Here is a 13,663-nt window from a genome sequence, read left to right on the forward strand (position 1 = left end):
GCGCTGCAACACCTCGTCGAACACGCCCGTATGCACGGCGGCCTGCAGCGCCGCCGCATCGGCCGGCTCGCCAAAGGTCAGGTTCTCCTCCACGCTGGCTTCGAACACCTCGGCCTCCTGCGGAATCAGCGTGGCAAGCGCGCGCAGTTCGATCCAGTCCTCCGCCATGCCATCGCGCCGCAGTTCGCCGTGCTGCGGGCGATAGAGGCCCGCCAGTGCGCGCAGCAGCGTGCTCTTGCCGCCGCCACTGGGACCGATCAGCGCAATGCGCGCACCGCGCCGCAGTTGCAGGTCGATGCCGTGCAGGCCGCCGCGTGCATCGTCGGCATAGCGCCAGGTGGCGCCGCGCAGTTCCAGCGTCTGCCACGGCGCATCAGGTATCACCGCGGGCACGGCCGCGTCCGGATCGCCGGGCGTTTCCCAGATCGGCTCGGCGCTGCCGTAGTCCGTATGCATGCGCGCGAAGCTCTGGAAATTCGACGCCATCGCGCCAACCACCGTCGCGGCCTGCTGCGCATACTGGTAGATCATGAAGACCGTACCCAGCAACACGGCCTGGCCCGGCTGGCGCGCCTGCAGCACGTACACCACCACCAAAATCCACGTCAGCCCCATGCCAAGCAGGTCGACGGCAAACCATTTGCCTTCGTTGACCACCACTGCACGGCGCAACGGCGCCATCACGGCCGCCATGCGATGGTCGAGCAGCTTGCGCGACGCGGCCTGCAACCGCAGGCCGATCACCGTGCCCGCGTTGCCGACAAAATCCAGCAGCGCGGCGGCATAGCGGCGCTCCGCGTCATTCTCGGCACGGGCCAGCTGCATCAGCGTGCGGTCGAAACGCAAGATGATCAGCGCGATGACCACATAGCCGGTGACCGCGATCACGCCGCTGGTACGCGACAGCAGCGCCAGCGCCACGATCGGGCCCACGAAGTTGAATGCGCTCTGCAAATAGCCGAACTGGTTCTGCGCGAAGTCGGACAGCGCCCGGCTGGACTGCACCACGCGGTGCTGCAGCTCGCCCGAGTGCCGGCCATCTCGCCAGGCCAGCGGCGCAGACGCAATGCGCGCGTAGAGCTGGTCGGACAGCCGCTCGCGCACCCGCACGCCCACATTGCGCTCCAGCACGCGCCCCGGGCCATGCAGCAGCCACGACAACAGGTAGATGCCGATCAGGTAGACAATCCAGCGGCCGGCCACTTCCATCTGGCCCTGCTGCAGCGCATTGATCGCCTGTGCAGCCAGCCACGGCATGGTCAGCCGCAGCAACTGCGCCGCCGACAACAGGCTGGCGGCACCCAGCATCTGGCCCCGCACGCCGTGCGCATGGCGCCAGAGCGCGCGGTAGAGGTCGCGCGCCGCGCTGCCGAGGCCGATGGCGGGCGCACGGGCGCGCGGGTCTGACGAACCGGATGCGTTGGATGGATCGGGCGAGGCGGACATATCTGGCACCGTCATTCGGTCATCTCTCCTTTGCCGGGCGCGCGGGTCGATCGCCGGCTGACAACGGAACGCGCGAAGCCTGTTATTGTGCCAAGCCCGCCGCCCGGTGTCTGGCCTTGTTGCCGGGACGGTGGCCGCCGCGCATGGCACGCATCCTGCACACCACGACCTGTCGGCCCGTCGGGCCCCGGACTTCGAGGAGGACACCCATGCAGCAAGGCGACGTGCAGGACCGCGAAGAAAAGATGCAGAAACTGCGTGGAAACCGGCGCTATACGTGGACACACCCGGTCTTCCTGATCGCGATTGCGCTGATCCTGGTCGGCTACGCGGCCACGTTCTGGTAGCGGCAAGCCAGGCCTTGAGCGGCCTGGCCGGAATATGCAGCCCGTGTAAGGATTACCGGCGGCCCGGAACGAAAAAGCCGGAGACGGGCTCCGGCTTTCCTGGTGCGTGCAACGGCTGCCCGGTGTCAGGTCAGCGCCAGCACCCCGCCGCGGCCGAAGCCGTGCGTGTCACTACTGTGTGACGCACCGCGCCGCGCCGACAGCCTGAACACGGCCACCGACGACAGCAGATTGCGGCTTTGCTCGTCAAGCGCCGTGGCTGCAGCAGCGGCCTCTTCCACCAGCGCCGCGTTCTGCTGGGTCACGTCGTCGATCTGCGTCACCGCCGCGTTCACCTGCTCGATACCGCTGGTCTGCTCCGTCGACGCCGCCGAGATATCGGCCACCAGCTGCGACACCTGCCGTACGGCCTCCACGATCTCGTGCATGGTCTGCCCGGCGCTATCGACCAGCGCCGAGCCTTCCTGCACCTTGCTGACCGAGCCTTCGATCAGTTCCTTGATCTCCCTGGCGGCCGACGCACTGCGCTGTGCCAGCGAGCGCACCTCGCCGGCCACCACGGCAAAGCCGCGTCCCTGCTCGCCAGCGCGGGCGGCTTCCACGGCCGCGTTCAATGCCAGGATATTGGTCTGGAACGCAATGCCTTCGATCACGCTGATGATGTCGACGATGCGGCCCGAGCTGCTCGAGATATCGCCCATGGTGCTGACCACGTCGCCCACCACCTGCCCGCCCTTCTCGGCCAGCGACGATGCACTTTGCGCGAGCTTGTCGGCATGGCCTGCGTTGTCGGCGTTCTGCCTGACCGTGACGGCCAGTTCCTCGATGCTGGCGGCGGTCTGTTCCAGCGCCGATGCCTGCTCCTCGGTGCGCTGCGAAAGATCGACGTTGCCCTGGGCGACCTGCCCCGAAGCAGCAGCCACCGCCTCGCTGGATGCCTTGATGTGATGGACGATATCGGCCAGCGTCAGGCGCATGCGATTCATCGCGTGCAGCATGCTGGACGTATCGCCCGGCTTCAGCACCACTTCCAGCGCCAGATTGCCTGCCGCCACCTCGCCGGCCACCTGCGCCGCGTAAGCCGGCTCGCCGCCCAGCTGGCGCACCAGGCCACGCGCCAGCACCAGTGCCAGCGCGACGACCAGTACTGCCATCGTCAGCAGCGCGCCGATCATCAGGTTTCGTGCCGATGCAAAGACCTGCTCCACGTGCGTGCCGCTGGCTTCCGAGCCAGTCACGTTCTGCTGGACCGCCTTGTCGATACTGGCTTCCAGCTGGCTGCGTACCTGGAACGACTCGCCACGCAGCATGGTCACCGCGCCCTGGCGGTCGCCGCTGCGCGACAGCGCCAGCAGCTTGTCATGAACGGCCAGGTACTGCGTCATCAGCGCCATCATCTCGCGATACGTAAGGCGCTCGGCTTCCGTGCTCAGCAGGCTGGCGAAGATCTTCTCGGCATCGCGGAAGGCATCGAGCTGCTTGCCCATCAGGGCCTCGTACCGGCGAAATTCCTCCTCCGAGGCAGACAGCACATGCTGCAACTCCGACGTGCGATACGCGTTCAACTGACTCTTCATCTCAAGGGAATGGCGCACCGACGGCATCCAGTTGTCCTTGATATCGCGCGTGGCATCGCCCACGCGGGCCAGTTCGAACAGCGCGAAGCCGCCCATTCCACATGTCATGGCCAGCACGACCGCAAAGGCCGACATGATGCGCTGGAAGACGGTCATTCGTTGAAAAAGTTGCATTGGCGTTACCTCCCGATATCTGGATTCACTGGCTGGGCATGATGTGTGTTGTCCGCGAAGTTTCCCGTCCGGGCCGTATCCTCGGCCTCTCCAGCTATCGGCTAACGGTGCGTTGTCGGGTCAACTGAACGGAATTCGCGCCCTTCCGAAGTGGGGGAGACCGCGCACGAGACCCGCGCCACACATGGGAATCGCGCTGCCGCGTGCTGCAATACGGCGTAACACGGCGACATGTTTCCGCTGGCGATTTCGGGGCTGGTCCCGCCTATAGTTCGCAGCGTCGCCGCATTCGGCAGTACCAGGCAGGAAGCGCCATGTTCAGCTTTGTCTATGGACCGGACAACGTCTACGCCCGTCTCGGCTTTGCCGACGCCGAAGACATTCCGCGCAAGGCCGCGATCGTCATGGAGTTGGAACGCGGCCTGCGGGCGGCCCGCGTCACGCTGGCCGACGCCGCCGCGTTGCTGCGCCTGCCGCAGTCGGACCTGGCGATGATCCTGGCCGGCAAGTTGCAGCACTTTCGGCTGGACGAGCTATGCCAATGGCGTGACCGCGTGGGCAGGCTGCGCGGCAGGGCCGGCCGGCCGGCGAGCCCATGCCGACAGACGGGCCCATGCCAATAGGCAAGCCCGTACCAGACAGGCACACCCGTAGGCGGCCCGATCCGGGCGCATGCGCCCGACACCCGCTGGCCGGCTACGCCGTTGCGCTGTTGCGCCGCTGCGCTGCGGCCACGGCGGCCGTACGCGTTTCCACGCCCAGCTTTTCGTAGATGTGTTCCAGGTGCTTGTTGACCGTACGCGGGCTCATGCCCAGGATTTCCGCCACATCGCGGTTGGTCTTGCCGCGCGCCACCCAGGCCATGACTTCGGCCTCGCGCGCGGTGAGCGCCGGCACGGCCCCGCCGGCACCCGGGACATCGGCATCGGTACCGGTATCGCCCCCTTGCCCCGGCAATGCGGACGCGCCGATCTCGACCACCATCCAGTCCGCCGCCTCGCCGGTCAGGCGGCGCAGCGACATGGTATCCAGCGTGACATGCGCCGCAAGCCGCAGCCGCTGCAGCGCAGCGTGCAGCCCTGGCGGCAACGCGCCGCCCGCCACTGGCGCCGGCCAGCCCCGGTCGAGCCACACCTGCGTCGCGCTGGCGTTGCTCCACAGCCAGCGGCCATCGGCTCCGGCCGCAAACATCGGCACCGTGCTGCCCAGCACCGCCTCGCGGGCACTGCGCGCCAGGCGCGCCTTGCTGGCATGGGACCGCACACGTGCAACCACCTCGGCAATGACCACGGGCTTGGTCACATAGTCGCAGGCTCCCACTTCGAAGCCGCGCACGACATGCCCGGTGTCTCCCAGCCCGGTCATGAAGATCACGGGCAGGTCGGCGTGGCGGTCCATCAGCGCCTCGCAGGTGGCAAAGCCGTCCATGCCGGGCATGTCGACATCGAGCAGCACGGCATCGGGCGCGAAGTACGCCAGCGCATCGAGCGCGGCGTTGCCGCTCGATGCCGCATGCACGAGCATGGCCTCGTCGCCCAGGGCACGGGTCAGCATGCCACGTGCGTCGGCGCTGTCGTCCACCACCAGCACACGTGTCTCGATGGCGCCAGACAGGCGCCGGGTATCAGGATCGGGTTGCATGAAGCGCCTCGCCAAGTGAAGCGGTCAGGGCCGCAGCGTCGGTTTGTGCCAGCACCAGCATCTGGCGCGCCCAGGCCGCAACGGCGCCGCCTCCCTGCGCCAGTTCCGACAATTGTGCTTCGGCAGCGCGCAGTCGGCCGGTCGCCCCCATCGCCAGCAGCTCGCGCAACGTCTCGTCGTCGGGCTGCGCCGGTGGCTGCGGTGGCTGCGGGGCAGGCGCCAGCGACAGCGCCCGATGCACCATATCGATCAGTTCCGCCTCGCGCACGGGCTTGCTGACAAAGCCGAGGTAGCCGTGCAACTGGCGGGCCTCCTCGGTGTTTTCATGCGCATTGGCGGACACGATCACCACCTGCGGCGCAGGCTGCTCGTTGCGGATCTGGCGACACAGGTCCCAGCCCGAGGCATCGGGCAGGTTCAGGTCCAGCAGCACCAGTTGCGGCCGCCAGTCACGCAGCTCGGGCAACACCTGCGCGCCCTCGCCCACCTCGTGCACGGCCAGGTCGAGCGGCGCCAGGAAACCGCGCAGCACAGCCCGATGCGCCGCCCTGTCGTCGACGATCAGCACGCGCGCATCGGCCGGCAGCGGCCTGGCCGGCACTGTCTTGCGCGGTGCAACCACGGCCGAGACCGCCGGCAGATAGAGCCGCACCAGAAATTCGCTGCCTTCGCCGGGCGCGCTGCGCACCACGATGTCGCCGCCCATCAGTTCTGCCAGCAGCCGGACGATGGCCAGCCCCAGACCGATGCCTTCGCGGTCGTCGTGCGGCGTGACGCGCTCGAACGGATCGAAGATGCGCGCCTGGTCTTCGGCGGGAATACCGGGGCCGGTATCGCTCACGCTGATCGTGGCAAGCTCGCGCTGATGCCGTACGGTCAGCGTGACGGAACCATGATCGGTGAACTTGATCGCGTTGCTGACCAGGTTGATGACAATCTGCCGCAGCCGCTTGGAATCGCCATGCACGTGCAGCGGCAGCCGGCCCGTCACGCGATAGTGGAAGGCCAGCCCGCGCGCCGCGGCCAGGGGCCGGAACATCCGGACCAGATCGTCGAACAGGGATTCCAGCGACACGGCTTCCTGTTCGAGCCGCAGCTTGCCGGCCTCGATGCGGGACAGCTCAAGCAAGCCGTCCACCAGGCTTGACAGGTGTTCGCCGGCGCGCCCGATCGTGCGCACGTCCTCGCGGCAGGCAATTGGCAGCGCCGACGCGCGCAGCAGCAACTGCGAGTAACCGAGAATCGAATTCAGGCCAGCGCGCATCTCGTGGCTCATGCCGGTGATAAAGCGGCTCTTGGCGACGTTGGCCTTCTCCGCCACATCCTTGGCGTGCTGCAGCAGCGCATCGGTCTGGCGGTGCGCGTCGATTTCCTTTTGCAGCAGCACATTCTGGCGTTCGGACTCTTCCTGCGCCACCGTACGGCTTTCATTGACGAGCACCAGCCACCATGCCGCCACGGCCGAGAACAGCGTCAGCCCCGCGCCGATCTTCAGGAACAACGCGCCGCCGGGCGTCCCGGCCGATGCCAGCACGCCCGATAGACGCTCCTGCGTATAGAGCAGCCAGAGCAGCGTGCCAAACGCGAACACCATGCCGGCCAGCATCAGCACGAACTGGCCGATGCGCCGTGCGGCCACCGGCGGGGTGCCCGCCGGCAGCACCCGGGCAAGCGCGGTGGCAATCTGCTCCGGCGCGCTGGCGCCCGGCTTGCAGCGATCTCCGCAGCGCGCATCGAGCGTGCAGCATAGCGAACAGATCGGTCCTCGGTATGCAGGGCAGCCGGCCATGTCCTCGCGTTCGAACGGATTTCGGCAGATGGTGCAACGGATCACCGCATGCCGGGCGCCAAAGTCCACCGGCGTGCGCGCCATGAAATAGCGGCTCTGCGTCACCAGCGCGATCAGCGGCGGCAATACCGTCGCCAGCGCCAGCGATACGCCGATCGATGCGGGCCGCAGCGCTTCGCCGAAGACGCCCAGATGCATCAGCAGCGACAGCGCCGAGGCCAGCGCCATGCTGCCGAACCCGGCGGGATTGATGTCGAACAGGTAGGCGCGCCGGAATTCGACATGGCGCGGCGAGAGCCCCAATGGCTTGCTGATGACCAGGTCGCCGAAGATCGCGCCCACCCACGCTACGGCCAGGTGCGCGTAGAGGGCCAGCACCTGCTCCATCGCTTCGAACACCCCCATCGCCATCAGCATCACGGCAATCAGTACATTGAATGCCAGCCAGACCACGCGTCCCGGGTGGCTGTGCGTGAGCCGCGCGAACACATTGGACCAGGCCAGCGACCCGGCGTACGCATTGGTGATGTTGATCTTGGTCTGCGATACCAGCACCAGCAGCCCGGTCAGCACCACCGGCGCCCACGTCGGCCACCCGTCGCCAAGGCCGCGCGCAAAGCCGGCCAGGTACATCTGTGTGGGCTCCAGCGCATGGGCGATTGGCAGCTCCGCCTGCAGCACGATGAATGCCAGGAAGGCGCCGCCCACCATCTTGGCGGCACCCAGCACAATCCAGCCGGGCCCGGCGGCGATCAGCGCCGTCCACCAGCGAACGCGGTTGGTCCGCGTCAGCGGCGGCATGAATCGCAGGAAATCGACCTGCTCGGCAATCTGGCCAATCAGCGCCGCGGCCACGGTCGCCGCGGCACCGAACGCGTGCCAGGAAAACCCATCGCCATCGGCCAGCCGGCCGTTCAGCGACAGGAACGCTGTGTAGTGCTGCGGCTCGCGCCACAGGCTCAGCGCGTAGGGCAGCGCCAGCAACACCAGCCAGAGCGGCTGCGTCCACAGCTGGATGCGCGACAGCAGCGTGACGCCATGCGTGACCAGCGGGATGACGATGATCGACGACAGCAGGTAGCCAATCCATCGCGGCATGCCGAACAGCAACTCGAACGCCTGCGCCATGATGGCCGCTTCGAGCGCAAAGAAGATGAACGTAAAGCTGGCGTAGATCAGCGACGTGATGGTCGATCCCAGGTAGCCGAACCCGGCGCCCCGCGCAAGCAGGTCCATGTCCAGGCCGTCGCGCGCCGCGTGGTAGGAGATCGGCAGGCCGGTCAGGAAGATGACCAGGCTGACCACGCCAATCGCCCACATCGCATTGGTGAAGCCATAGCTGAGCGTGATGGCCGCCCCGATCGCCTCCAGCGCCAGGAAGGCCACTGCACCAAAAGCGGTATTGGCGACCCGGAACGCGCTCCATTTGCGGAACGACCGTGGTGCATAGCGCAGGGCGTAGTCCTCGAGCGTCTCGTCGGCAACCCAACGGTTGTAATCGCGCCGGATCTTGCTGATGCGCTGCACGGGCTGGGTGGCACTCGACATATCGTGGATGCGGGCAAGGTCGAACCGCCTTGCGAATGCAAGAGGCGTGCCGTGCCTGCCGCCGCCGCATGGCAGCCACGGCTGTACGTTGAATGACGTATTCCGCCATACGCATGCCCCCCGCATGATCCGCCCAACGCAGCATCCACCCCCAACTTGCCTCCCAGGAGCGTTGAACATGCGTGACAAGAACGAAAACGGGCCGTCTCCGGCGGTATCGTCCGAAGATCGTGCGGTATCGCTGAACCGGCGCCGGCTGATGCAGGGGCTGGCCGCCCTGCCCGCGCTGCCGCTGGCCGGCATGGCGGCCCAGGCACACGGCGCCAACCTGCCCACGTCGGCCATCAACACGACAAAGCTGGCAGTGACCGATACCGAAGTCACGGTCGGCCAGCTCCACTCGGCCACGGGCACCATGGCGATCTCGGAGACCGGTTCGATCCAGGCCGAGCAACTGGCCATCGACCAGATCAACGCGGCCGGCGGCATCCTGGGGCGCAAGATCAAGGTCATCAAGGAAGACGGCGCCTCGGACTGGCCCACGTTCGCCGAAAAGTCGAAGAAGCTGCTCGTCAACGACCGCGTCGCGGCCGTGTTCGGCTGCTGGACGTCGGCTTCGCGCAAGGCCGTGCTGCCGGTCTTCGAAAAGGAAAACGGCCTGCTGTACTACCCCACCTTCTATGAAGGTCTGGAGCAGTCGAAGAACGTGATCTACACCGGCCAGGAAGCCACGCAGCAGATCATCTGGGGTCTGGACTGGGCCGCCAGGCAGAAGAACGCCAAGAGCTTCTTCCTGATCGGTTCCGATTACATCTGGCCGCGCACGTCGAACAAGATCGCGCGCAAGCACATCGAGAACTTCCAGAAGCTCAAGGTGGTGGGCGAGGAGTACTACCCGCTGGGCCACACCAACTTCAATTCGTTGATCAACAAGATCAAGGTAGCCAAGCCCGACTGCATCTACGCCATCGTCGTGGGTGGTTCGAACGTGGCCTTCTACAAGCAGCTCAAGGCGGCGGGCATCACGGCGGACAAGCAGTTCCTGCTGACCATCTCCGTGACCGAGGACGAGGTGCTGGGCATCGGCGGCGACAACATTGCCGGCTTCTATGCCGCGATGAAGTACTTCCAGTCGCTGGACAACCCCAACAACAAGCAGTTCGTGGACGCCTTCAAGGCAAAGTTCGGCGCCAAGTCCGTGATTGGCGATGTCACGCAGGCCGCCTACCTGGGCCCCTGGCTGTGGAAGGCCGCGGTGGAAAAGGCCGGCAGCTTCGATATCGACAAGGTGGTGGCGGCGTCTCCGGGCATCGAACTGAAGAGCGCACCCGAAGGGTATGTGAAGGTCGATCCGAACCACCACCTCTGGAGCAAGACCCGCGTGGGCCTGGCGCAGCTGGATGGCCAGTTCAAGGTGGTGGCCGAATCGCCGCAGCTGATTCCGCCGAACCCGTTCCCCAAGGGTTACCAGTAAACGCCAACGCGGGAGCACGGTCATGAATCTCTCCGACATGCTGAACATCGGCCTGATGCAGGGCTTTGCGGGCCTGAGCCTGTTCTCGGTGCTGCTGCTGATGGCGCTGGGCCTGGCCATCATCTTCGGGCAGATGGGCGTCATCAACATGGCCCATGGCGAGTTCATGACCATCGGCGCCTACACCATCTACCTGGCGTCGACCACCGTGGAACGGCTGGCGCCATCGTGGATGGCCTGGTACTTCCCGGTGGCGATCTGCGCGGCCTTCTGCATTGCCTTCGCGGCAGGCTGGCTGGCCGAATGGGCGCTGATCCGGCACCTGTACAAGCGCCCGCTCGATACCCTGCTGGCTACCTGGGGCCTGTCGCTGGGCATGCAGCAGATGTTCCGCTCGACCTTCGGCCCCAAGGAGGTCAGCCCGACCCTGCCCGACTGGCTGATGGGCGCGTGGGCCCCCGCGCCAGGGCTCGATATCCCGATCAACGGCCTGTTCGTGATGGCACTGACCCTGGGCGTGACGGGCCTGGTGTGGCTGGCGCTGTACCGCTCCCGCTGGGGCCTGCGCGTGCGCGCCACCACGGCCAACCGGGCCATGGCAAACGCCGCCGGCATCAACACGAAACGCACCGACCGCCTGACGTTCGCCATCGGCTGCGGCATTGCCGGCGTGGCGGGCGCGGCGTTCACGACGATCGGCTCCACCGGACCCACCAGCGGCGCGCTCTACATCGTCGATTCCTTCCTGGTGGTGACGTTTGGCGGCGCGGCCAGCCTGGCCGGCACGGTGGCCTCGGCCTTCGGTATTGCCCAGACGCAATCGATCACCGAGTTCTTCATGACGGGGTCGATGGCGCGCGTGCTGACGCTGCTGCTGATCGTGTCGATCCTGATGATTCGCCCGCAGGGCCTGTTCGCCCCGGCCGTACGGCGCTGACCCAGAACCTGTCTGCTCACGGAGTTGGATGATGTCTCCCACCAAATCGCTGCCGCTGCGGCAACGGCTACGCGCCTTCAGCGGCGAATGGATCGGCTACGCGCTGCTGGCGCTGGTCCTGGTCGTGATCCTGCCGCTGGCGCTCGACGTGTTTCGCCTGAACCTGGTCGGCAAGTACCTGAGCTATGCATTCGTAGCCGTGGGCCTGGTCATGCTGTGGGGCTACGGCGGTGTGCTGAGCCTGGGCCAGGGCGTGTTCTTCGGCCTGGGCGGCTATGCCATGGCGATGTTCCTGAAGCTGGAGGCGTCGGACGCCAGGAGCACGGCCATCCAGTCCACCCCGGGCATTCCCGACTTCATGGACTGGAACCAGCTCACGGCACTGCCCTGGTGGTGGGAGCCGTTCCGGCATCTGCCGTTCGCGCTGCTGGGCGTGATCGCGGTGCCCGTGCTGCTCGCCTTCGTGGTCAGCTTCGCCATGTTCCGGCGCCGCGTCGGCGGCGTGTACTTCGCCATCATCACGCAGGCCGTGGCGCTGATCCTGTCGGTGCTGATCATCGGCCAGCAAGGCTACACCGGCGGCGTCAACGGCATCACTGATCTCAAGACGATGCTCGGCTGGGACATCCGCACCGATAGCGCGAAGCTGGTCCTGTATTTCGCCAACGTCGCCCTGCTCTTCGCCATGATGCTGCTATGCCGCTGGATCCAGCACACCAAGCTCGGCGTACTGCTGCTGGCCATGCGCGACAAGGAGGACCGCGTGCGGTTCTCCGGCTACGACGTCTCGATGTTCAAGGTCTTCGTGTTCTGCCTGGCCGCCGCGCTGGCGGCCATCGGTGGCGCCATGTTCACGCTGCAGGTGGGCTTCATGTCGCCGTCGTTCGTCGGCATCGTGCCTTCCATCGAAGTGGTGATCTTCGCGGCGGTAGGCGGACGCATGAGCCTGGTGGGCGCCGTCTGGGGCACGCTGCTCGTCAATGCCGGCAAGACCTATTTCTCGGAGAGTTTTCCGGACCTCTGGCTATTCCTGATGGCTGCGCTGTTCATCGGCGTGGTGGTGGCGTTCCCCGATGGCCTGGCCGGGCTCTACCGCAAGTATGTGAGCCGCCGGCGGCGCACCGGCGAACCGACCGAGCCTGCCGAGGGCATGCCGGCCACCACGGCCTGAGCGGGAGCGACCATGAGCAATACCGATTTCATGCTGGCGGTGGAAGACCTGTCCGTGTCGTTCGACGGCTTCAAGGCCATCGACAACCTCACGCTGTATGTGGACCGCGACGAACTGCGCGTCATCATCGGCCCGAACGGCGCTGGCAAGACCACGCTGCTGGACCTGGTGTGCGGCAAGACCCGCGCCAGCAGCGGCAGCATCAAGTTCGCGAATCGCGAGATGACCGGGCTGTCGGAGTACGCGATCGTGCGCGCCGGCGTGGGCCGCAAGTTCCAGACGCCCTCGATCTACGAGAACCTGACCGTGTTCCAGAACCTGGCGGTGTCCTTTCCGCGCGGACGCGGCGTTTTCGGCGCCCTGGCCTTCCGCACGACCGACGAAGTGCGCCAGCGCGTGGCCGATGTGGCCGCGGAAATCGGCCTGGCCGACGCGCTGGAGCGCGAGGCCGCGCAGTTGTCGCATGGGCAGAAGCAATGGCTGGAGATCGGCATGCTGCTGATGCAGGAGCCGCAGTTGCTGATGCTGGACGAACCGATCGCCGGCATGAGCGTGCGCGAGCGCGAGCTGACCGCCGAGCTGCTCAAGCGCATCAGCAAGGGCCGCGCGGTGATCGTGATCGAGCACGACATGGATTTCGTGCAGCAGATCGCGGACAAGGTCACCGTGATGCACCAGGGCAGGATCCTGGCCGAAGGATCGATGACGCAGGTGCAGAACGACCCGCGCGTCATCGACGTCTACCTGGGCCACTAGGCCCGCAAGCCACCGGAGAAGGAGAACATCCGCATGCTGACCGTCGATAACGTGGTGGTGAACTACGGCCAGAGCGAGGCGCTGCACGGCGTGTCGTTCGCGGCAGCACAGGGCGAGACCGTCGCCATCATGGGCCGCAACGGCATGGGCAAGACCACGCTGTTCAAGGCCATGATCGGCATGCTGCCGCTGCGCGCCGGCCAGGTGTGCGTGAACGGGCACGACGTCTCGCGCGACGAAAGCTATCGTCGCGTGCGCGCCGGCATCGGCTATGTACCGCAGGGGCGCATGATCTTCTCGCACCTGACGGTCGAGGAGAACATCCTGACCGGCATGGAACAGGGCAGCACCCGCCGCATTCCCGACGAGATCTTTGCCATGTTCCCGGTGCTGTTCGACATGCGGCGCCGCAAGGGCGGCAACCTGTCCGGCGGACAGCAGCAGCAACTGGCAATTGCCCGCGCGCTGGTGTCCAACCCGAAGGTACTGCTGCTCGACGAGCCCACCGAAGGTATCCAGCCGTCGATCATCAAGGACATCGCGCGCGCGCTCAACGAGATCCGGCGCACCCGCGACATCACCATCGTATTTTCCGAGCAGGTGCTGAGCTTTGCGCTGGATGTGGCAGACCGCCTGTTCGTCATCGAGGGCGGACGCTTTGTCCACGAGACCCAGCGCAATGGCACCGATGTGGCGCACATCCGCGAGTACCTGTCCGTCTAGGTGTGAAGCTTCAATACGTTGTATCCGTGGTTCATCCGATCTGAGTCTGGAAAACTGGAAGTCGCCAAACACCCAGACTT

General features: G+C 66.3%; 11 protein-coding genes. 7 read left to right on the forward strand and 4 right to left on the reverse strand.

Features of this window, described 5'->3' with window-relative positions; all coding sequences use genetic code 11:
- A partial coding sequence (locus A9J21_RS13255; RefSeq protein ID WP_231906916.1) for an ABC transporter ATP-binding protein occupies positions 1-1,461 on the reverse strand: 1,461 nt, incomplete at its 3' end.
- A gap of 194 nt (positions 1,462-1,655) precedes the next feature.
- Between A9J21_RS13255 and A9J21_RS31535 the strand changes: the two genes are divergently transcribed.
- Positions 1,656-1,793, forward strand: coding sequence for a hypothetical protein (locus A9J21_RS31535; RefSeq protein WP_156545860.1), 138 nt, complete (start codon positions 1,656-1,658; stop codon positions 1,791-1,793).
- Positions 1,794-1,918: 125 nt separating this feature from the next.
- Here the strand turns inward: A9J21_RS31535 and A9J21_RS32580 are convergent, their stop codons facing one another.
- Complete coding sequence (locus A9J21_RS32580; protein ID WP_082926407.1) at positions 1,919-3,544, reverse strand: methyl-accepting chemotaxis protein; 1,626 nt, start codon at positions 3,542-3,544, stop codon at positions 1,919-1,921.
- 314 nt (positions 3,545-3,858) lie between these two features.
- Here A9J21_RS32580 and A9J21_RS13265 point away from each other — a divergent pair, with 314 nt between their 5' ends.
- Positions 3,859-4,167, forward strand: a complete 309-nt coding sequence (locus A9J21_RS13265; protein WP_066736283.1) for an XRE family transcriptional regulator — start codon at positions 3,859-3,861, stop codon at positions 4,165-4,167.
- Positions 4,168-4,240: 73 nt separating this feature from the next.
- Here A9J21_RS13265 and A9J21_RS13270 read toward each other — a convergent pair whose 3' ends face one another.
- Together A9J21_RS13270 and A9J21_RS13275 are read right to left on the reverse strand one after the other, a co-directional pair.
- The gene (locus tag A9J21_RS13270) at positions 4,241-5,185 is read right to left on the reverse strand and encodes a response regulator (protein WP_066736285.1); all 945 of its coding nucleotides are present in this window, start codon (positions 5,183-5,185) and stop codon (positions 4,241-4,243) included.
- A complete protein-coding gene (locus A9J21_RS13275) occupies positions 5,169-8,522 on the reverse strand; it encodes an ATP-binding protein (RefSeq protein WP_066736286.1) in 3,354 nt (1,117 codons plus the stop codon). Before A9J21_RS13275 ends, A9J21_RS13270 begins: the two co-directional genes overlap by 17 nt.
- 178 nt (positions 8,523-8,700) lie before the next feature.
- On the opposite strand from A9J21_RS13275, the gene urtA reads away from it, so the two are divergent.
- From urtA to urtE, 5 genes are read left to right on the forward strand one after another with little or no spacing between them, the layout of a single operon-like run.
- Positions 8,701-9,996, forward strand: coding sequence for an urea ABC transporter substrate-binding protein (gene urtA / locus A9J21_RS13280; protein WP_066736287.1), 1,296 nt, complete (start codon positions 8,701-8,703; stop codon positions 9,994-9,996).
- A 22-nt stretch (positions 9,997-10,018) separates the two neighbouring features.
- Complete coding sequence (gene urtB, locus A9J21_RS13285; protein ID WP_066736288.1) at positions 10,019-10,933, forward strand: urea ABC transporter permease subunit UrtB; 915 nt, start codon at positions 10,019-10,021, stop codon at positions 10,931-10,933.
- Between the two features lie 31 nt (positions 10,934-10,964).
- The gene (gene urtC, locus A9J21_RS13290) at positions 10,965-12,104 is read left to right on the forward strand and encodes an urea ABC transporter permease subunit UrtC (protein ID WP_231906917.1); all 1,140 of its coding nucleotides are present in this window, start codon (positions 10,965-10,967) and stop codon (positions 12,102-12,104) included.
- 12 nt (positions 12,105-12,116) lie between these two features.
- On the forward strand, positions 12,117-12,860 hold the full coding sequence (urtD, locus tag A9J21_RS13295; RefSeq protein ID WP_066736291.1) for an urea ABC transporter ATP-binding protein UrtD: 744 nt from the start codon (positions 12,117-12,119) through the stop codon (positions 12,858-12,860).
- 33 nt (positions 12,861-12,893) lie between these two features.
- Positions 12,894-13,583, forward strand: coding sequence for an urea ABC transporter ATP-binding subunit UrtE (gene urtE / locus A9J21_RS13300; RefSeq protein ID WP_066736293.1), 690 nt, complete (start codon positions 12,894-12,896; stop codon positions 13,581-13,583).
- Positions 13,584-13,663 lie beyond the last annotated feature (80 nt).

The sequence above is a fragment of the Cupriavidus sp. D384 genome, from assembly GCF_001652915.1.
Classification (GTDB): domain Bacteria; phylum Pseudomonadota; class Gammaproteobacteria; order Burkholderiales; family Burkholderiaceae; genus Cupriavidus.